The organism is Synechococcus sp. NB0720_010 (assembly GCF_023078835.1).
In the GTDB taxonomy this organism is placed as follows: Bacteria; Cyanobacteriota; Cyanobacteriia; order PCC-6307; family Cyanobiaceae; genus Vulcanococcus.
On record NZ_CP090898.1, the window covers coordinates 2,139,411 to 2,158,449 of the forward strand.

Genomic DNA, 19,039 nt, shown 5'->3' on the forward strand with positions numbered 1-19,039 from the left:
CCGGAGGTCCCTGCCGCTGAGCCGCGTAAAATCCGCCTCAATTGAGCGGCAGACCTCCGTTGGCCACCCACGAAATCTTCATGCCCGCCCTCTCCTCCACCATGACGGAGGGCAAGATCGTGGAATGGCTGAAGAAGCCAGGTGACAAGGTCGGCCGCGGTGAGTCCGTCCTGGTCGTCGAGTCGGACAAGGCCGACATGGACGTGGAGTCCTTCAACGAGGGCTACCTCGCAGCGGTGTTGATGCCCGCCGGCAGCACGGCCCCCGTTGGTGAAACCATCGGCCTCGTGGTGGAGACCGAGGCGGAGATCGCCGAGGCCCAGGCCAAGGCCCCCAGTGCACCAGCCGCCGCTGCCCCCCCCGCTCCGGCACCTACTCCTGCAGCTGCTCCTGCCCCCGCACCCGTTGCTGCAGCCCCGGCACCCGTTGCTGCTGCCCCCGCTCCAGTGACCAATGGCCGCGTTGTGGCCAGCCCCCGGGCCAAGAAACTGGCCAGCCAGCACGGCGTCGCCCTCGAGACCCTGCGCGGCAGTGGCCCCCACGGGCGAATCCAGGCCGAGGACGTTGAGCGGGCCCTGGGTCTGACCGTGGCTGTTCCCCGCGTGGCCGAGGGCTCAGCTCCCGCTGCCAGCGGCAGCGGCAATGGTGCCGCTGCTCCTGCGGCTGCACCGGCGGGCAATGCCTTTGGTCGTCCCGGCGAGAGCGTTGCTTTCAACACCCTGCAGGGTGCGGTCAACCGCAACATGGTGGCGAGCCTGGCGGTGCCGACCTTCCGGGTCGGCTACACGATCACCACCACCAAGTTGGACGCCTTCTACAAGCAGGTGAAGAGCAAGGGCGTCACCATGACCGCACTGCTGGCCAAGGCCGTGGGCGTGGTGCTGGCCCGTCACCCCCAGGTGAATGCCGCCACCAGCGCCGATGGCAGCGCCATGGTTTACCCCGCTGCGGTGAACGTGGCTGTGGCCGTCGCGATGGAAGACGGTGGCTTGATCACCCCCGTGCTGGCCAACGCCGATAAGACCGATATCCACTCCCTGGCCCGCAACTGGGCGGATCTGGTGAGCCGGGCCCGCAGCAAGCAGCTGCAGCCTGAGGAGTACAGCACCGGCACCTTCACCCTTTCCAACCTTGGGATGTTCGGTGTGGATCGCTTCGACGCGATCCTGCCTCCGGGCACTGGCGCGATCCTGGCGGTGGCCGCCTCCCGTCCCACCGTCGTGGGCGGCAAGGACGGCTCGATCCGCGTGGCGAACCAGATGCAGGTGAACCTGACCTGTGATCACCGCGTGATCTACGGCGCCGATGCGGCGGCCTTCCTGAAGGATCTGACCCAGCTGATCGAGACCAACCCCGAGAGCCTGGCCTTCTGATCAGCGACGATCAGCTGCTTTCGAGCTACGTCTTCGATCTCCCGGAGACGTTCATCGCCCAGCGGCCCGTGGAACCGCGCCATGCGGCTCGGTTGCTGGCGCTGGAAGGCCCTGAGGGCTGCAGCCACCAAACGGTTTGGGAGCTGCAGCAGCTGCTGAAACCGGGCGACTTGCTGGTGGTCAACAACACCCGGGTGCTGAAGGCGCGCCTTCAGGCCCGCCGGGCCAGCGGCGGCGCGGTGGAGCTCCTGGTGCTGGAGCCTGTGGAAGGCAGTAATTGGCTCTGTTTGGCCAAGCCAGCCAAGCGCCTGAAGCCGGGCGAGATCCTGCAGATGGAGCATCCCGGTCAACCCCCCCAGCCCCTGGAGATCGTGGCCATCGACGCCGAGACCGGCGGCCGGGTCGTGCGCTTTCCGGCGGAGTGCACCACCCCAGAAGCGATCGAGGCGCTGCTGGCGCGCTATGGCGAAATCCCCCTGCCGCCCTACATCCACCAGCACTCCAGCGAGGACGACAGCCGCTACCAGACCCGCTATGCCTCGCGGCCCGGGGCGGTGGCTGCTCCGACGGCGGGCCTGCACCTCAGTGATGCGCTGCTCGAAGCCCTGGAGGCGCGAGGTGTGCAGCGCACCACCGTGACCCTGCATGTGGGCCTGGGCACCTTTCGGCCGGTGGAGACCGAGGACCTGACCCAGCTGGAGCTCCACAGCGAGTGGGTTGAGGTGTCGCCGGCCGCTGTGGAGGCCGTCGCCCAGTGCCGCGCCCGTGGCGGCCGGGTGATTGCGGTTGGAACCACCTCCGTTCGTAGTCTGGAGGCCGTGGCCCAACTCCATGGGGGCGAGCTCCAGCCCCATGCCGGGCCGGTGAATCTGGTGATTCAGCCCGGCTATCGCTTTGCGGTGGTGCAGGGACTGCTGACGAATTTCCACCTGCCCAAGAGCTCGCTGCTGCTGCTGGTCAGTGCCCTGGTCGGTCGCCGCCGCCTGCTGGATCTCTATGAGGAGGCCAAGGCCGAGGGCTATCGCTTCTTCTCCTATGGCGATGCGATGTGGATCGCACCGGAATCGGTTCTCGAGAGCGCCAGGCCATAAAAAAAAGCCCCCGCTTGTGCGGGGGCTTGGCTTGGATCGCTCGGATCAAGCGGCGGCCAGGTTGGCGGCCACGAAGTCCCAGTTGACCAACTTGTCGAGGTAGGTGCTGATGTAGTCGGGGCGGCGGTTCTGGTAGTCCAGGTAGTAGGCGTGCTCCCAGACATCCATGGTCAGCAGGGCCTTCTGGCCGTGGGCCAGGGGCAGATCGGCGTTGCCGGTCTTGGTGACCTTCAGGGTGCCGTTGTCGAGCACGAGCCAGGCCCAGCCGCTACCGAACTGGGTGGCGCCGGCTGCCTTGAAGGCCTCAACGAACTTCTCGAAGCTGCCGAAGTCAGCGTTGATCTTGTCGAGCAGCGCGCCGCTGGGGGTGCCGCCACCGTTGGGCTTGATGCACTGCCAGTAGAAGCTGTGGTTCCAGACCTGGGCGGCGTTGTTGAACACACCAGCCTTCCCGGCATCACCGGCCACGGCAACGATGGTGTCTTCGAGGCTCTTGCCTTCCAGATCGGTGCCAGCCACCAGGTTGTTGAGGTTGGTCACGTAAGCGTTGTGGTGCTTGCCGTGGTGGAACTCAAGGGTTTGGCGGGAGATATGGGGCTCGAGGGCGTCGAGGCCGTAGGGCAGCGCGGGCAGCGTATGAGCCATGAACGGAAGGATCGTGCTTTTCAATGCCCGGCCAAATGCCGGACGGCGGCGGCATCCTAACGATCGTTTGCAGTTTCGACAGTCGCGGGAACCGCACCGCTGGCGCGGCTCCCATGGAACGGATCAGCCCTTGATCTCGAGCAGTTCCACCTCAAAGATCAAGGTGGCGTTCGGGGGGATCACACCACCGGCACCGCGCTCGCCGTAGGCCAGATCGGGGGGGATCACGAGCTTGCGCTTGCCGCCCACCTGCATGCCGGCGACGCCCTCATCCCAGCCCTTGATGACGCGACCGGCGCCGAGGGGGAAGCTGAAGGGACCGCGGCCGTAGCTGCTGTCGAACTCTTTGCCGTTCTCAAGGGTGCCGCGGTAGTTCACAACCACGAGCTGACCGGAGCTGGCCTCAGGGCCATCACCGATCACCAGGTCGGTGATGCGCAGACCGCTGGGGGTCATCCGTTCTTTGGCCGCAACCATTTCTCCTCCGAGGGCAGACGCCCCACTGTCGGCGATGACGTCGCTGGCCATGGTGAAGAGGCTGGGGTTGGGGTCCTCCGGATCGAGCTCGATCTGGCCGCTGAAGCTGGCCTGGACTGGGGCACTGGCCACGGCCTGTTGCACGGCCGGCTGGCTGGGGGCGGCGTTCACGGTGGAGGGCGCCACGATCTGGCTCACCAGTGCCAGCAAGAGGCAGCCGACGCAAACGGCGGAGCTGATCAGGATGTCCCGCATGGCTGGATCAAAGAGGCATCAAGGGCCGATTCTCGCCTAGTCGCCTCTCAGTCCGGGATCTCGAGTTGGGATTGCTTTTGCCGGAGCTGCTGCTCCAGGCGATCGATGCGGCCCCGCAGTTCATCCACCTCCCGCTGGCGGGCCAGGCCCAGGTCCTGCAGTAGGTGGTCCAGGTTGCGCTCGACCTGCCGTTCGGTCTGTTTCTCCAGCTCGGGGTTCTCGCCGCGAAGGCTGGCGAGAACGTCATCCACCAAGGCGCTGGCCTGGTTTGGATCCAGGCGCCCACTGCTGACCCAGGCCTGGGTCACGCTCCGCAGGCGATCGGCCACCAGTGAAGTGGTGCCAAGGCCGCGGAAGAGAAGTTGTTGCAGGGTCCGGCTGGGATCCATATCACTTCTTTAGTGGTAAGCGAGCTGAGCTGATCAGAGAGGGTTGGCGCCAGCTCTGCCTTTTGCTGGTCTAGCTGGCCCAGAGTTCAGGCGCCTATGAACAGTGCGCCTGACCCAAGCACACCAACAGTTTTGAGTATGGCCAGGCTTGTGGTTTATCTGATCGCGTGAGTCATCCTTTTTGCCTGCTGAGTTGATGCTCTGCTGGAGCGCGGCGTGCTCTTTATGGACCCAGTTTCTTATGCATTGTTCGAATCATTAAGGATCGGGATTGAGAGGCTTCCTTGATACTCGCGATTGGCAGTACATGCAGAAGATCTGCTGCGTATTTGAGGCTTGATCCCTTGGGTTGCTGAAGGTTAATAGCTTGGTCTAGATGGAGTTGGATTCACGATGACGGTGCCAGGGCCTTTCGCTTCGGTCGTTGTCTTGCTTGATGGAGTGAATCTCTTTTTGATGGGCTTTGTTGTGATCTTTCTGATCATCAGTGCTCGCTCTGTTCTGATCGCTCTTGTCTCGGGGCTCTTGCTTCGAGATGGTCCCAACTGTTTTGGCCGAGCGAATGCCAACGATCTTCGACTCAGCTTTTCGTCTTCATTGGTCTTCGCTTGTGTTGGCTCAGTTTCGCTGATCCTGCATGGATCTGGGTACGTACAGCTTTACCATCACGAGTCTGAATGGCAGCTTCCTTTTCAGTTGACAGGATTTCTTGGTGTTTTGGCTGTGCAGGATGCCGTCTTCTACTTTGTTCATCGCCTTCTGCATCATCCTGCCCTCTACAGGATTGCGCACCTAGGGCATCATCGGTCAAGGCATTATTCAGCCTGGACTTCATTTGCTTTTGACCCAATCGAGTCACTCTTCCACTCTGTTTTTATTGTGGTTGTTGCGATGGCCGTTCCGCTTCACTTCGTCACACTGTTTGCCCTTCTTGTGACGATGTCTGTTTGGGCTGCTTTGAACCACATGCCGCCGGCTGGATTGCCGGAGGCATTTCCTCATCACTGGTTGGGGCGTTGGTTGATTGGCCCTGTTCATCATTCCATTCATCATCAAAAACAGGGCTCTAACTTTGGACTTTATTTCACGTTCTGGGATCTTCTATTCGGAACGCAGGATCAGGGCTACGCTCGAAGTGTCTCGCGCGTTGTTAGAAAAGATTCACTGTTGCGTTGAATGGCTCAAAAAAGGACTGGTGAAATTCTCGCCAGTCCTCCTTCTCTTGATTGCCTCAGTCAGGGCTTTTGTCTGTTGGATCCGCCATTTTTACGTCATGGCTATTTGGAGTGTGCTTGAGACCGCAAGATCAAGTGGGAAATTGTGCGCATTCCTTTCGTGCATGGCTTCGATGCCAAGATCTGTCCGGTTTAGTACATCAGCCCAGCTGTGAACGACACGACCTTGAGGATCAAGGATCGATTGATTGAAATTTAGACCATTCAGTCCAAAGGAAAAGCTGGCGATTGCAAGGGACGAGAACCAAATCCCGAGTACTGGCCATGCAAAGAGAATGGCATGGATACTTCGGCTGTTATTCAATGCTGCATAGGGGAAGACGAGCCGACCGAAGTAGGCGTGAGCTGAGACGATGTTGTAAGTCACCTCCTTCTGGCCAAAGCGATATCCACGATTAATCGACTCCTGTTCTGTGGTTTCTCGAACCAGGTTGCTTGAGACGAGTGATCCATGAACTGCCGCGAGGAGTGCCCCCCCAAATGTTCCGGCTACGGCAAGCATGTGAAATGGATGCATTAATACATTGTGTTCAGCTTGGAGGACAAGCATGAAGTTGAATGTGCCCGATATTCCAAGAGGCATTCCCTCTGAAAACGAGCCCTGGCCCATTGGGTAAACCAGAAGTACAGCCATTGCTGCTGACCAAGGTGCTGAAAAGGCAATGGCAATCCACGGCCGCATTCCTAGGCGATAGCTCAATTCCCACTGCCGCCCCATGTAGGCCGTGATGGCGATCAGAAAGTGAAAGACAATTAATTGGTACGGTCCGCCGTTGTAAAGCCACTCATCCAGACTTGCCGCTTCCCAGATCGGATAAAAATGGAGTCCGATGGCATTTGAGCTGGGCACGACTGCGGCGGTAATGATGTTGTTCCCACTGAGTAGTGATCCTGTGATGGGTTGCCTGACGCCGTCCAGGTCGACACCCGGAGCGCTGAGGAAGGCAATCACAAACGCCGCAGTGGCAGCGAGGCTCGTTGGAATCATCAAGACCCCAAACCAGCCGATGTAAAGCCTTTGGTTGGTCGAAGTGATCCAGTCTCCAAATGCAGACCAGGTCTGCAGTCCATTGCGGTTGGACAAGAATGTTGTCATGAAAAGTCCTTTGAGGTTCAGTCCCGCTGCCAGACTTGTGGCACTCAAATGGCCCGGCTATTTCGGGAGCTGGTGAACGAAGAAAGTGCATTTCAAGGATCTTGATTCCTCAGTGATCTCTGCACCTTCTCCGATAGACCCTGATGCCTTCCCTCTGGGCCTTTGGGTTTCGCTGTATCTTTGCTTCACTTTGGCTTCAAGCCAATGTCGATCGATCTAAATCTTCTTTTTCTAGATGCAGAACCGCTGCATTTCCTCCTTGGATCTGCAGGTGTTGGCTTTTCCTTAGCCAGTTGATTCATAATCCTGAGGTGGATTCACTTCGTCGCCGCAGCATCAGCGAGCTCAGTCTTCGTGACTATTGCCTTTATCGGGCTATTTGCTCAGAGCTCGAGGTTCTCGAGGACTCCATTCAGATTGATGGTCAATCAGGCGGTCATCTTCTAGAGCTGGCGGTGGCCATGCGTGATCGACGTCTCCTTGTCGAGTGGTTGCGTGAATTGGGGTATCCCCCAAGCTCTGATCTCAGCTACAGCGGTATCACTCCAGAGTTGGAAGAGCAGCTGATCACCCATGGATCTGATTGGTAGCTCTTTCGTTTAATTCGCCGCAACTTCTCTGCGCCACTGAACACGTGTCCGTGTAATCACTGAGAGACTGCCCCAAAGCTGATGGCAGCTCTCTTTGCGCTGGGCTGTTGTCTTTCGCTGCTTCCAGCCCTGTAGCAGCCAGGACCCTCTATAGGGTCAGTGGCCATGGCAGAGAACCGGCGACTGGTCTGGAGCGGAGCCCTCGCGGCTGGTCTGCTGGCCGGTGTGGCGCTCCCCCCCCTGGGATCCCCGCCCCTGCTCTGGCTGGCTCTGGTGCCGCTCTGGGCCTTTGGTCCTGGGCCGGCGGCCCTCTGGGCTGCTGCTGCGGTCTTGGTCAGCCATCGCTGGCTGCTTTGGTTGCACCCCCTCGATTGGATTGGGGTGCCCCTGCCCTTGAGCCTGCCGCTTTGTCTGCTGCTCTGGTTGGCCCTCGGACTGCTGGGGGCAGGGTTGGTGGCGCTCTGGCGCGCCCTGGTGGGGCGATTGGGCGCTGGCCGTTGGTCTGTGGCGCTTCTTGCCTCGGCCCTTTGGGGCTTGGGTGAGGTCTGGATGGCCAAGGGGCCTCTGTTTTGGCTGGGGCTGGGGGCGGCCGTTCTGCCGGGTGATCGCGCCCTGGCGGGGCTGGCCCAGTGGATTGGGGCCGGTGGCTTGGCGGCGCTGCAGTTACTGCTGGCCTGGGGGCTCTGGCGTTTGCTCCTCGGCTGGTGGGAGGGGCGACGCGGGCTTTGGTGTGGCTGGCTGTCCTGGTTGCTGGTGCTCGCCCTGCTCCATGGTCTGGGCTGGCAGCAGCTGCAGCGCAGCGCCCTAGAGGACCCAGGTGCTCCCTGGCTGTCGGTGCTGGTGCTGCAGCCCGATATCCCCACCCGCGAGAAGTTCAGTTGGGTTCAGCAGCGGTCTCTGGAGCGGCAGCTGCGCCAGGCCCAGGCCGATGCGGAGGCCCAGGGCGCTGACCTGTTGGTGCTGCCCGAGGGGGCCTTGGCTCTGGGGCAGGGGCTGCCCACTGCAGCGGGAGTGGAGGTTCTCAGCGGTGGCTTCCGTCAGGAGGAGACCCAGCTGCGCAGCAGTGTTCTGCGCTTTCCCCCTCAGGCACTGCAGGCGGAGGGGGGGATCGATAAGCACCGCTTGGTGCCGCTAGGGGAATGGGTCCCCGGTGGAGCTCTTCTGCGTTGGGCTGGGTTGTCTGCGGTCGGTGGGGTCGAGCCGGGAGCGGCCTCGCGTCTGCTGCAGCGCCCCCAGAGGGATCTGGCGGTGGCCATTTGCTACGAGATCGCCGATGGGTCTGGGTTAATCGCTGCATCCCAGGCGGGGGCTGGCTGGATCCTGGCCAGCGCCAACCTCGACCCCTATCCCCTGCAGTTGCAGCGGCAGTTCCAGGCCCTGTCCCAGTTGCGGGCGATTGAGGCCAGTCGCTGGCTGGTCAGTGCCGCCAATAGCGGCCCGAGTCTGGTGGTGCAGCCCGATGGGCGGCTGGGGGCCTCCTTGGCTCCGATGGAGCCAGGAACCCTGTTGGTGCGGCTGCAGGCTCGGGCGAATCAGACCGTCTACGGGCAACTGGGGGAATGGCCGCTGTTTCTGGCGGCGGGCGCCGGACTCGTCGCAAGTCGGTCTCGCATGAGACAATCTTGAGACTTGCTTAAGGCGCCTTTTGGTTTCCTTCCGCTCTGGTCTGTTGGGTCTGGGCTTGGCGGCCGCATCGGCGCTGCTGACTCTGCCTGCCAGGGCTGTGGATCCGGCTGATGCGGCGCTGGAGGCGGCCTCTGCCCTGGGGGTCGTGGTGATCCAGGGGGCGGACTGCGGCGGGCCGCGTCAGCTCGCCACCTACAACATGGGCGCGAACGTCCTCTGTCTCTCCAAGGCCCTTGACCTTGATCCGCAGAAGCGGGCCAGGGCGATCCAGCACGAGTTGGTCCATGTGGTGCAGGACTGCCTTGATGGTTTGGGTACGCCCACCTCGCTGACCCTGGCGGAGGGATTGCGCTCCAGCGGTCAGCTCAGTGGAGAACAGGTCAACGGCTTTTTTCTGCAGCATCTGCGCAAGCAGGGCAATTTGAATCACGTCGTGGCTTCAACGGCGCAGTTGCCATTGGAAAGTCGTCAACGTGAGTTCGAGGCCTACGCCCTGCAGGCGGATCCGGCGATGGTGGCGCACCTATTGAAGTCCACCTGCACGCTCTAAGTCGTCGGCTAATCGCGGATTGGAGTTGACTGTCAGGCCACGCAGACAGCGCGGTTAATGGATGCGTCTGTCTAGGTATTCAGCACCAGGTTATTGTGCCTAAATCACCAAAAGTATGGCATTTATACCTGGAAGAAATGCCCTGACCAGGGTTAGGACATCAGGAGTTGCCGCCTTTGCTGTGACCGCTTATCCCTGCTGCGCTGCCTGTAAGAACTTCATCATCGCTGGCGGCATGGGGGTCTGCCGCTGTTGGCGGATGACGATGAGCTTGAAGGACGCCGAGGCTCAGGTGCGATGCCCCTATTGGCTTCGCGCGGAGGCGGTTGAAGATCCCTTTGAGACCTTCGATTGAGTCAGAACTAGATTCAGTGAAGAGCACGTTGGTGTCCTGCGTCACCTTCTGAGGTCTTGGGTTTGCTCTTGATGGGGCGGTTGGCCGCCCAGAGTTAAGACGCTCTGGACGCAGCTGTGATGCCCGACGTGCTGTCCCTGACGGCGATCCTCCTGTATCTGACGGCTAAGGGGGTTCATGCCTTTTGGCTCGCTGACTCTCCGCCTGCGCCTGGCTCGGGTCGGGGCTGAAAACCGGAGAGATTCGGCGCGAACAACCTCCCACCTTCTCGAAATGGGTCCACTGAGACCAGGGTTGAGAGGGATGGGGTATGCGGTTCTCCAGGCCCATTCGCTTTGCGGTCCTGTTGGCTGCGCTGCTCGGGTTTGGATTGCAGGCGTCCCCGGCTCGAGCGGAGCGTCTCAGGTCCATCGCGTTGCTCGCCGGGCTGCTGCGCCGGGCCGGCACCGAGACCTTGGTGGCCCGGGATTGCCCCAAGCAGTTGATGGGTGCTTTTGTCTTCGCCCGCAATGCCGTGGTCTTGTGTGCCAACAACCTCAAGGACGATCCGGAGCGGGTCTGGGAGACCTTGGCCCATGAGTCAGCCCATGTGATGCAGCACTGCCGGCGTCAGCCGATCTTTGAGCGGGATCGTCTGGGCTTGGATTTCTTGCTGGCAAGCCATCAGTCACCGGAGCTGTTCAAGGCCGTTGGCCAGTACCACCCCAGTCAGCACCGCACGGAAATCGAGGCGCGGATTGTTCAGGGTTTGCCGGCTGAGGAGGTGATGAATCTCTTTCGCCGCTCCTGCGCGGATCGCCTGCTCTAGGACGAGCAGCTGTAGTGCGACAGCCCGCCGGCATTGAAGAACTCGCGGGGTTTGAGCCTGTCGTAGGTCGCCGCAAGCTCTGCTGGAGGGGTGGCGTAGGGATCGCGGAAGACCGTCTGGAGTTCTTGGATCAAGCTCAGATCGCCTTCAGCAGCACGCTCGTAGGCGGGGGCGATGAGCCACTCCCGCCAGGTGATCTGGGGATTGGCCTGGCGCATGGCGGCCCTAGCGGCCTCGGGGTCGCCCAGCTGTTCGCGCCAACGCTGCAGCCAGGTCGTCCAGCGCTGCTCGAGTTCAGCGTCGATTGGCAGATAGAAGCTGGGTTTGAGCGCCTCCACCTGCTCCGGGAGTTCAGAGAGGTGGCGGAAAGCCAAGGTGTAATCGGCCCTGGAGCTGGCCAGCAGTTGCAGCAGATCCTTCAGAAGGTCATCGTCGTAGCTCGCTAGTCCCAGCTTGCGGGTCCACATCGCCTCGAGTTCGCTGCGCATCGCTTCTGAGAAGCCCTCGCGCAGCCCATCGAGCTCAGCCAGCGCCACCGAGTCGTCCTCCAGCAGTGGCCGCAGGGCAGACCAGAACATCTGGTAGTTGGCCTCTGCGGCTGCCGGTTGGTTGAACAAGCAGAAGTGCTCGCCGCCGCCGGTCCAGGGCTGGAAGCGGGGATCAAACAGTTCGCAGAAGCCGAAGGGCCCGTAGTCGAGGGTGTAACCGCCGGCGGCGCAGTTGTCGCTATTGAAGTTGCCCTGGCAGTAGCCCACGCGAATCCAGTTCGCCACCAGGGCCGTCAGCCGTTGGCGGAAGAGCCGGGCCAGCTCCAGCACCTGCTGAGGGAAGGGCAGCGCTGCGTTGATCTCGGTGCGGTAGTTGCGCTCGATCAGGTGGGCGGTGATCTGCTGCAGCTCCCGCAGGGCCCCGGGGTGGGCGTTGCTGCGCACCCGGCGGGCAAAGAGCTCCAGCTGGCCCACCCGCAGGAACGACGGTGCCACCCGGGTCGTGATTGCGGCTGGGTTGTCGACCATCACGTCCGGCTCGAAGGAGCGCGATTGCGGGGAGTACCAGGGCCGCCGCACGCCCTCGGCGCGGGACATGTAGAGGCTGAGGGAGCGGGTGGTGGGTACCCCCAGGGCATGCATGAACTCCTGGGCGAGGAACTCGCGAACGCTGGAGCGCAGGACGGCCCGGCCATCAGCGCCGCGGCAGTAGGGGGTGGGCCCCCCACCCTTGAGCTGCATCTCCCAGCGTTGGCCCTGAAAGAGGCCTTCGAAGATTGAGATCGCCCGCCCGTCGCCGTAGCCATTGCCGGTGCCGAAGGGGCACTGCTGGATGTACTCCGTGCCGTAGATCGAGAGGGCATAGCCCGTGGCCCAGCCATAGGGCCGCATGGCTCCTCGCGCCACCCGGCTGTCACCGGAGAAGAGCCGGCGGAAGTCCTCGTCATGGGCCAGGCCTTCGCCTAGCCCCAGCTCCGCGAACAGGCTGGCGCTGTGCGCCACGTACTCCGGGGCCGGTAGTGGCTTGGGGGTGACGGGGACGTAGTGCCCTGAACGGACCTGTCGCGGCAGGTGATCATCCCCATCGCTGCTGGACTCCGGGTCGGCCTGGAGGGTCTCCAGCAGGGAGTAGTCCACCTGCGCCGCAAAGGCCTCAAAGCTGTCGGTGGTGGTCATGGGTGTTGGGCACAAAAAAACCCAGGTCAAGCCTGGGCTTTTGGAAAGTGGAGCCAAGGAGACTCGAACTCCTGACCCCCTGCATGCCATGCAGGTGCTCTACCAGCTGAGCTATGGCCCCTTTTGATACCGATGAGCTCACCTGACGCTGGTCGTCAGGGATGGCCCGGAGGCCGTGCTTTCGATGCGAAGAGCTTACACCGCAGAGGGTCTAAACCTGGCGCCAGACAGCGACGAGCTTCCCTTGGATCGCCACCTGATCGGCATCGATCAGGATCGGTTCGTAGGCGGGATTAGCGGCCTCTAGGCGCACCTGGCGTCCATCGCGGTGGAAGTGCTTGAGGGTTGTGCCGCTGCCGGGCACCAGGGCGCTGACGATCGTGCCTTCTCGCAGGCGGCTCGGTTCGCTGACGGGTTCCATCAGGACGACGTCACCGTCGGCGATGTGGGCGTCCACCATCGAGTCCCCGTTGACGGTCAGGGCGAAGAGCCCGCGGGTGGCCAGCACCGGCTCGAGCTCGAGTCGTTCCTCGACGTCGTCAAAGGTTTCGACCAGGCCGCCGGCGGCCACGGCCCCGAGTACTGGAATACCGCCCCCGAGGGCGTCGCCCAGGAGCTGCAGGGTTCGGGCCTGGCCCTCTTTCCAGGTGATCCAGCCCTTCTGTTGCAGGTGGCGCAGGCGACTCTGAATGGGAGCCGGTGAGCGCAGCCCCATGGCCTCCATCATCTGGCGGATGGAGGGGCTATGGCGATGTTCGCCGATGTACTGGGAGAGCCAGTCGTAGAGCTCTTGCTGGGCAGTGGTCAGGGGCTCAGGCGATCCAGCGGGCACCGGCAATGCATTTGTTCGTCAATACATTTGTACCGCTGGTGCTTGGCTTTGGCAACCGGCTGTTACGAGAGCAGGGCTGCCAGCAGGGCCTGCTGCGCGTGCAGGCGGTTCTCCGCTTGATCGAAGATCCGGCTGCTGCTGCCCTCCATCGCCCCGGCGCTGATCTCCAGGCCCCGGTAGGCCGGCAGGCAGTGCAGGACGATGGCCTTGGGGTCGGCCTCGGCCACGAGCTCCTCATTGAGGCACCAGCCGTTAAAGGCCTGTTCCCGTTCTCCCTTCTCCTCTTCCTGGCCCATGGAGGCCCAGACGTCGGTGTAGAGGGCATGGGCGCCGCGCACGGCGGCCACCGGTTCTTGAATGACCTCGATGCTGCAGCGACCGCCGGCCAGAGCCCGGGACTGCTCGAGGACCGCAGCGCTTGGCTCATAGCCCTTGGGGCAGCCCACGCGGATGTTCACCCCCAGCAGGGCGCCACAGAGCATCAGGGAGTGGGCGACGTTGTTGCCGTCCCCCACGTAGGAGAGGGTCAGCCCCTCGATCGAACCAAAGGCCTCCTGCATGGTCAGGAAATCGGCCAGGGCCTGGCAGGGGTGCTCCAGGTCGGTCAGGGCATTGATCACCGGAACCGAGGCCCAGTGCGCATACTCCGCCAGCTCCTCCTGGGCAAACGTGCGGATCGAGAGGGCGTCGACGTAGCGACTCAGCACCCGGGCGGTGTCGGCCACGGGTTCACCGCGCCCCACCTGGGAGACCTGGGGGTTGAGGTCGATGGTCTGGCCGCCCAGGCGGGCCATGGCCACGGTGAAGCTCACCCGGGTGCGGGTGGAGGCCTTGCTGAAGATCAGGCCCAGCACCTTCCCGCCCAGATCAACGCGGGTGCGGCCGGCCTTGAGGTCCGCGGCCAGGTCGAGCAGGGCTCTGGTTTGTTCCGCGCTGATGTCAGCTGACGAGAGGAAGTCGCGTCCGCTGAGTTCGGAGAGGGAGGAATAGCCGCTCAGTGCAGCCATGGGCCCGTCTTCAAAGACCCCTTATCCGAGATGACGGGCCCCCGCGTCAACCCCTTGGAGCTCAAACGATGGCTTGAGAGTCCTCGGGCATGACGCTGCTGGCGAGCAGATCCTTGAGGTCATCGCCTTCAATCACCTCTTTTTCGAGGATCTGCTGGGAGATGCTCTCCATCAGCTCACGGTTGTGGTGCAGGATCGAGAGCGCCCGGTCATGGGCGCGGTCCACCAGGGTGCGCACCTCCTTGTCGATCGCCTGAGCCGTGGCGTCGCTGACGACCCGGCGGGGATTGTTGGCGCCGCCGAGGAAGCGGCTGCCGCCCTGCTTGTCGTAGGCCAGGGGGCCAAGGATGTCGCTCATCCCGTAGGTGCCGACCATCTGCTCGGCGATGTCGGTGGCCCGCTGCAGGTCGTTGGCCGCACCGGTCGTGACCTCGCCAAAGACGATCTCTTCGGCGCTGCGGCCCCCCAGGAGGGTGGCGATCTGACCCTCGAGGTCTTCCTTGGAGTTCAGGAAGCGCTCTTCGGTGGGCAGCTGCAGGGTGTAGCCCAGGGCCGCCATGCCGCGGGGAACGATCGAGATCTTGGCGACCTTGCTGCCGCCAGGCATCAGGTGGCCGACGATGGCGTGGCCGACCTCGTGATATGCCACGACCTTTTTCTCGTCGGGCTGGAGGACGCGGCTCTTCTTCTCAAGGCCAGCGACCACGCGCTCGATCGCCTCGTTGAGGTCACCTTGTTCAACGGAGGTCCGCATGGCGCGGGCGGCCAGCAGGGCGCCTTCGTTCACCAGGTTGGCCAGATCCGCACCGGCAAAGCCGCTGGTGGCCTGGGCGATCTTGTCGAGATCAACCCCTGGGGCGAGCTTCACCTTGCGGGCATAGATGTCGAGGATGGTCTTGCGGCCCGAGAGGTCCGGGCGATCCACCAGCACCTGCCGGTCGAAGCGGCCGGGGCGCAGCAGGGCGGCGTCCAGGGTCTCGGGTTGGTTGGTGGCGGCCAGGACGATGACGGGCTTGTCCTTGGCGGCGAAGCCATCCATCTCGGTGAGCAGCTGGTTGAGGGTCTGCTCGCGCTCGTCGTTGCCTCCGACGACGCCCATAGAGCCTGCGCGGCTCTTGCCGATGGCGTCGAGTTCGTCGATAAAGATGATGCAGGGCGCTTTTTTCTTCGCCTCCTCAAAAAGGTCCCTAACGCGGGCGGCGCCGGCACCAACGAAGAGTTCGACGAACTCCGAGCCGCTGATGATGAAGAAGGGAACGCCCGCTTCACCGGCGACAGCCTTGGACAGCAGGGTCTTACCGGTGCCCGGGGGGCCCACCAGCAGGACGCCCTTGGGAATGCGTGCGCCGATCGCCGTGTAGCGCTCCGACGACTTCAGGAAGTCGACGATCTCGGTCAGCTCTTGCTTGGCCTCATCGACGCCCGCCACATCGGCAAAGGTGACCCTGGATTCTTCATCCGGGACGTAGACCTTGGCTTTGCTCTTGGTGAAGCTCAGGGCACCCTGGGCGCCCCCCATGGAGCGGCGGGCGAAGAACTGCAGCACCAAGATGAAGATCAGGGGCGGCACGATCCAGCTCAGGGCCGTGGTGATGAAGCTGGGCTTCTGGGGCGGAGCGGCGGCGAACTCAACACCGTGCTCCTCCAGTCGCTTCGGCAGATCCATATCGAAGATCGGCGTGGTGGCGAGCACCGAGGGGGCGTCCTCCTCCGGAGGGGCCTTGAGCTCGTAGCGGATCTGTTCTTGGGTGATGTAGGCGCGGCGGACGTTGCCGTCGTCCACCTGACTGACGAAGAGGGAGTAGGGAACCCGAGGCACCTGCTGCATGCCCTGGTTGGGCAGGAAGCTGCTCACCAGCAGCAGCACGCCAAAGCCAATCAGCAGCAGATTGACGATGCCGAAGCGCCGGTTCGGGGGCGTGTCGTCCTTGCGGATAGGCATGCGACGGGTGCGCGTTTGCCCCAAACTAGGGTTGCTGCAAGGCCCCAGTGGGGGGTGAGAACCGAACGGGGGCCGGTCAGACCATGTGCGGTCGTTACTCCCTGACCTCCCGTCTGGACCAGCTGCTGCCCAGGCTGGGAGGGGGCTTGCCGGACGGTTTGCTGGCGCACTACGCGCCGCGGCCCTTGATTAACCCGGGGGAGCCGGTGTTGGCCCTACGCCAGGAGCACGGTCAGATCAGTCCGGCCTTAATGCTCTGGGGGCTGCTGCCGGAGTGGAGCAAGGACCCCTTGAACGGGCCCCGGCCCTTCAATGCTCGATCGGAGACCGTGGCGGAGAAGGCCAGCTTTCGCGGCGCCTGGCGCCATCGGCGCTGCCTGCTGCCGGCCGATGGGTTTTACGAGAAGGGGCATCGGCTGGCCCCAAGTGATGGCGGGATCTTTTGGTTGGCGGGTCTCTGGGATCGCTGGATCGGACCGGATGGCAGTGAGGTGGAGACCTGCTGCGTGCTGACCACCTCGCCCAATGCCTTGGTGGCTCCGCTGCATGACCGGATGCCGGTGATCGTTCCTGAGGGGTTGGAGGAGGCCTGGATGGAGCCCCTGGATGGGCCGGGCCTGCGGGCCCTGGAGCCCTTGATGCAGGGCTGGTCGCCGGAGGGTTGGGCGGCTGAGGGGCCGGTCAAACCCAAAGCCAAAGCCAGCTCGGACCAGTTGCCCCTGTTTGGTTGATCGCCAGACTGGGCCATGGCCCGCAAGAACCAACGCCACCTCGGCTATCGCCTGCTGCTGGCGAACTGTCTGACGGTGATCGCTTGCTTGATGCTTCCGCTGGGCATGCGGCAGCTGTCGGCCTTGGGTTATCTGTCTTTGCCGTGGGTGCTGAGCTTCAGCTTGGGGGCACCCCTGGAGTCAGGCCGATGGTCGCTGCAACGCTCCCGGGTCTATCGCCTGCTGGCGCTGCTGACCTTTGCCTCCTCGATGGGTTGGTACTTCACCGGTGCCAATGCCAACCAGGCGGGCTTCCCGCTGCTGTTTGTCTGGACGCTGCTGGTGGCCTGGAGCTGTGAGCGCCTGATTCGCAACCTCGCGCAGGAGCGACTAATTAGCCGGGATGTGTTGATGGGGGCCCTGGCGGGCTACCTGCTGGTGGGTCTGGCGGCGGGGCTGCTGTTTGCCGTACTGGAGTCGCTGGCACCCGGGAGCTTCTTGAACTCCGTGGCCAAGGATGTCTCCCTGCTGCATGGTTCAGCGGGGCAGGCGGCCCGGATTTTCTCCCTGGATTTTGTCGAGCTCAACTACTACGCCTTCATCACCCTGACCACAACGGGGTACGGCGACATCAGTCCGGTGACGCCCCAAAGCCAGATGTTGAGCGTGATGGTGGCGGTCTCCGGGACGATTTACTTGGCCCTGGTGATGGGTCTGCTGATCAGCCGCTTCACCGTTCAGGACGTCGAGGAAGAGATCGCCGAAGAGCAAAGCAACGACTAGTGCTGCAGTTCCAATAGCCAGTCGTTGCCGAGGCGCCGGAGTCGTTGCTGCGGCCATAGCTCCGCCTGGTTGACATCGACCAGCCCCAGCTCGCCAAGGGGGGTGCGAGCGGCCAGGCCGCCCAGCAGTTTCGGGGCGATCACGCCTGCCAGTTGCTGCACGCAACCCTCGCGCAGCGCTGCGGCGGCCAGTTCCGCTCCGCATTCCCAGAGGACCTGATTGCAGCCCCGCTGGGCCAGGAGCTCCAGGGCTGCCCGGGGCTGGCACTCCGGCAAGGCCAGGTGCTCTACCCCGAGTCGATCGAGCTGCTGCTGTTGCTCGGCTGGGGCCTCACTGCCGTGGAGGACCAGGGTGTGGGCCAGGCTTTGATCCCAGAGCTGGGCGTCCTGCGGGAGATCCAGGCTGCGGCTGAGGACCATCCGCAGCGGCTCCGGGCTGCGCTGGCCGCGGCTGGTCAGCAGGGGGTTGTCGGCTCGGACGGTGCCGCCCCCGACGAGAACCGCGTCGCATTGGGCCCGTAGCTGATGCACCCAGGCTCGGGCCGGGGGACCGGAGATCCACTGGCTGGCGCCATTGGGCAGGGCGGTGCGGCCATCGAGGCTCATGGCCCACTTAAGGATTCCCCAGGGGCGCCCGGTTTGCACCCGCTGAATGAAGCTGCGGTTGAGGGCCTGGGCTTCGGCTTCGCAGACCCCGCTGATGACCTCGATGCCGGCGGCCTGCAGTTGGGCGATGCCGCCGCCAGCCACGCGGGGATCGGGATCGCGCATGGCCACGATGACCCGGCGGACCCCAGCGGCGATCAGGGCTTCACTGCAGGGGGGTGTGCGGCCGTGGTGGCAGCAGGGCTCCAGGCTGACGACGGCGGTGCCGCCTTGGGCGCGCTCGCCGGCCTGGCGCAGGGCATGGACTTCGGCGTGGGGCGTGCCGGCTTGGCGGTGGAAGCCCTCACCCACCAGTGCCCCCTGGCGATCGAGGACGACGCAACCCACTAGAGGGTTGGGGCTGGTGCGTCCGGCGCCGAGGGCGGCCAGCTGCAGGGCCCGCTGCATCCAGGGCCGCCAGGCGCTGCTGCTCATCCGGCGTCGCGCCAGCTCGGCAGGCTGCGCCATTCACCGACCACAAAGGGAGGAACCGGCAGCTCCACAAACACCCCGGGCAGCTCCAGGCGTAGGGGGCGGTTCTGGTGCAGCTCGGCCAGCAGTGGATTGAGGTCAAATTCGGCCGCGGCATCCCGGCCATCGGCGGCCAACTTGGGGTTGGCGGTGGTGATGTCCTCGAGCTCCCAACTGCCCCGGCCGGAGTGCACGATCAAGGAGGTGGGGTGATCCAGGCGGACGCGGCCGGGATAGCCGACGATCCGCAGGGTGACGGGGCCGCCCGGGGGACCGGTGCGGTAGGCCACGGCCTGCCAGCTCTGGTAGTCCAGATCCCGCAGGCTCTCGAGGCTTCGCACGATCTCTGTGCCGTTCTCATCGGGGTGCAGGTGCACCTGGGCGTTGGCGGGTTGGCCCAATCCCAAGGCGATTACCCCGCCGATCAGCAGGGAGAGGGCAATACGCAGAAGGGAGCCGAACGCCATAACACCATTGCTCTGAGGCCAGCGTATGG

20 protein-coding genes and 1 tRNA gene are annotated in these 19,039 nt (G+C 63.6%); 10 read left to right on the top strand and 11 right to left on the bottom strand.

Annotation, left to right across the window (positions count from 1 at the left end):
• Positions 1 to 59: 59 nt before the first annotated feature.
• Together LY254_RS11260 and queA are read left to right on the top strand one after the other, a co-directional pair.
• Positions 60 to 1,373 (top strand): dihydrolipoamide acetyltransferase family protein, encoded by a 1,314-nt coding sequence (locus LY254_RS11260; RefSeq protein ID WP_247477208.1) that lies wholly within the window; start codon positions 60 to 62, stop codon positions 1,371 to 1,373.
• A 68-nt stretch (positions 1,374 to 1,441) separates the two neighbouring features.
• Positions 1,442 to 2,464, top strand: coding sequence for a tRNA preQ1(34) S-adenosylmethionine ribosyltransferase-isomerase QueA (gene queA / locus LY254_RS11265; RefSeq protein WP_371820466.1), 1,023 nt, complete (start codon positions 1,442 to 1,444; stop codon positions 2,462 to 2,464).
• 45 nt (positions 2,465 to 2,509) lie between these two features.
• On the opposite strand, the gene LY254_RS11270 is transcribed toward queA, so the two are convergent.
• The 3 genes from LY254_RS11270 to LY254_RS11280 form a co-directional block, all read right to left on the bottom strand.
• Positions 2,510 to 3,109 carry a superoxide dismutase gene (locus tag LY254_RS11270; protein ID WP_010315495.1) on the bottom strand — a complete coding sequence of 200 codons (600 nt, stop codon included), beginning with the start codon at positions 3,107 to 3,109 and terminating at the stop codon, positions 2,510 to 2,512.
• A 123-nt stretch (positions 3,110 to 3,232) separates the two neighbouring features.
• Positions 3,233 to 3,841 (bottom strand): FKBP-type peptidyl-prolyl cis-trans isomerase, encoded by a 609-nt coding sequence (locus LY254_RS11275; protein WP_010315497.1) that lies wholly within the window; start codon positions 3,839 to 3,841, stop codon positions 3,233 to 3,235.
• Between the two features lie 47 nt (positions 3,842 to 3,888).
• Positions 3,889 to 4,230 carry a phasin family protein gene (locus LY254_RS11280; RefSeq protein WP_247477209.1) on the bottom strand — a complete coding sequence of 114 codons (342 nt, stop codon included), beginning with the start codon at positions 4,228 to 4,230 and terminating at the stop codon, positions 3,889 to 3,891.
• A gap of 393 nt (positions 4,231 to 4,623) precedes the next feature.
• On the opposite strand from LY254_RS11280, the gene LY254_RS11285 reads away from it, so the two are divergent.
• Positions 4,624 to 5,406 (top strand): sterol desaturase family protein, encoded by a 783-nt coding sequence (locus LY254_RS11285; protein ID WP_247477211.1) that lies wholly within the window; start codon positions 4,624 to 4,626, stop codon positions 5,404 to 5,406.
• A 90-nt stretch (positions 5,407 to 5,496) separates the two neighbouring features.
• Here LY254_RS11285 and psbA read toward each other — a convergent pair whose 3' ends face one another.
• Positions 5,497 to 6,561 carry a photosystem II q(b) protein gene (gene psbA, locus LY254_RS11290; RefSeq protein WP_247479891.1) on the bottom strand — a complete coding sequence of 355 codons (1,065 nt, stop codon included), beginning with the start codon at positions 6,559 to 6,561 and terminating at the stop codon, positions 5,497 to 5,499.
• A gap of 311 nt (positions 6,562 to 6,872) precedes the next feature.
• Between psbA and LY254_RS11295 the strand changes: the two genes are divergently transcribed.
• From LY254_RS11295 to LY254_RS11315, 5 genes are all read left to right on the top strand, one after another.
• Positions 6,873 to 7,151, top strand: a complete 279-nt coding sequence (locus LY254_RS11295) for a hypothetical protein (protein ID WP_247477213.1) — start codon at positions 6,873 to 6,875, stop codon at positions 7,149 to 7,151.
• Between the two features lie 165 nt (positions 7,152 to 7,316).
• Positions 7,317 to 8,777: an apolipoprotein N-acyltransferase gene (locus LY254_RS11300; RefSeq protein WP_247477214.1), complete on the top strand. Its 1,461-nt coding sequence runs from the start codon at positions 7,317 to 7,319 to the stop codon at positions 8,775 to 8,777.
• Positions 8,778 to 8,820: 43 nt separating this feature from the next.
• Positions 8,821 to 9,327, top strand: a complete 507-nt coding sequence (locus tag LY254_RS11305) for a hypothetical protein (protein WP_247477215.1) — start codon at positions 8,821 to 8,823, stop codon at positions 9,325 to 9,327.
• Positions 9,328 to 9,508: 181 nt separating this feature from the next.
• Positions 9,509 to 9,682 carry a hypothetical protein gene (locus LY254_RS11310; RefSeq protein ID WP_156797832.1) on the top strand — a complete coding sequence of 58 codons (174 nt, stop codon included), beginning with the start codon at positions 9,509 to 9,511 and terminating at the stop codon, positions 9,680 to 9,682.
• A 310-nt stretch (positions 9,683 to 9,992) separates the two neighbouring features.
• Positions 9,993 to 10,490, top strand: a complete 498-nt coding sequence (locus tag LY254_RS11315; RefSeq protein WP_247477217.1) for a mitochondrial inner membrane protease ATP23 — start codon at positions 9,993 to 9,995, stop codon at positions 10,488 to 10,490.
• On the opposite strand, the gene LY254_RS11320 is transcribed toward LY254_RS11315, so the two are convergent.
• From LY254_RS11320 to ftsH, 5 genes are all read right to left on the bottom strand, one after another.
• Positions 10,487 to 12,154, bottom strand: coding sequence for a protein adenylyltransferase SelO family protein (locus tag LY254_RS11320; RefSeq protein WP_247477219.1), 1,668 nt, complete (start codon positions 12,152 to 12,154; stop codon positions 10,487 to 10,489). The two genes, LY254_RS11315 and LY254_RS11320, sit on opposite strands and share 4 nt — an antisense overlap.
• A gap of 48 nt (positions 12,155 to 12,202) precedes the next feature.
• Positions 12,203 to 12,275: transfer RNA gene (locus LY254_RS11325), tRNA-Ala, on the bottom strand.
• 90 nt (positions 12,276 to 12,365) lie between these two features.
• Positions 12,366 to 12,992: a transcriptional repressor LexA gene (lexA, locus tag LY254_RS11330; protein WP_010315515.1), complete on the bottom strand. Its 627-nt coding sequence runs from the start codon at positions 12,990 to 12,992 to the stop codon at positions 12,366 to 12,368.
• 56 nt (positions 12,993 to 13,048) lie between these two features.
• A complete protein-coding gene (gene argF / locus LY254_RS11335) occupies positions 13,049 to 13,993 on the bottom strand; it encodes an ornithine carbamoyltransferase (protein WP_247477222.1) in 945 nt (314 codons plus the stop codon).
• 61 nt (positions 13,994 to 14,054) lie between these two features.
• Complete coding sequence (gene ftsH, locus LY254_RS11340; RefSeq protein ID WP_247477225.1) at positions 14,055 to 15,935, bottom strand: ATP-dependent zinc metalloprotease FtsH; 1,881 nt, start codon at positions 15,933 to 15,935, stop codon at positions 14,055 to 14,057.
• Positions 15,936 to 16,018: 83 nt separating this feature from the next.
• Here ftsH and LY254_RS11345 point away from each other — a divergent pair, with 83 nt between their 5' ends.
• Together LY254_RS11345 and LY254_RS11350 are read left to right on the top strand one after the other, a co-directional pair.
• Positions 16,019 to 16,666 carry an SOS response-associated peptidase gene (locus tag LY254_RS11345; RefSeq protein WP_247477228.1) on the top strand — a complete coding sequence of 216 codons (648 nt, stop codon included), beginning with the start codon at positions 16,019 to 16,021 and terminating at the stop codon, positions 16,664 to 16,666.
• 15 nt (positions 16,667 to 16,681) lie between these two features.
• Positions 16,682 to 17,428, top strand: a complete 747-nt coding sequence (locus LY254_RS11350; RefSeq protein WP_247477230.1) for a potassium channel family protein — start codon at positions 16,682 to 16,684, stop codon at positions 17,426 to 17,428.
• On the opposite strand, the gene ribD is transcribed toward LY254_RS11350, so the two are convergent.
• Both ribD and LY254_RS11360 read right to left on the bottom strand, forming a co-directional pair.
• Complete coding sequence (gene ribD, locus LY254_RS11355; RefSeq protein ID WP_247477232.1) at positions 17,425 to 18,507, bottom strand: bifunctional diaminohydroxyphosphoribosylaminopyrimidine deaminase/5-amino-6-(5-phosphoribosylamino)uracil reductase RibD; 1,083 nt, start codon at positions 18,505 to 18,507, stop codon at positions 17,425 to 17,427. The two genes, LY254_RS11350 and ribD, sit on opposite strands and share 4 nt — an antisense overlap.
• On the bottom strand, positions 18,504 to 19,010 hold the full coding sequence (locus LY254_RS11360) for a DUF3122 domain-containing protein (protein WP_247477234.1): 507 nt from the start codon (positions 19,008 to 19,010) through the stop codon (positions 18,504 to 18,506). Before LY254_RS11360 ends, ribD begins: the two co-directional genes overlap by 4 nt.
• Positions 19,011 to 19,039 lie beyond the last annotated feature (29 nt).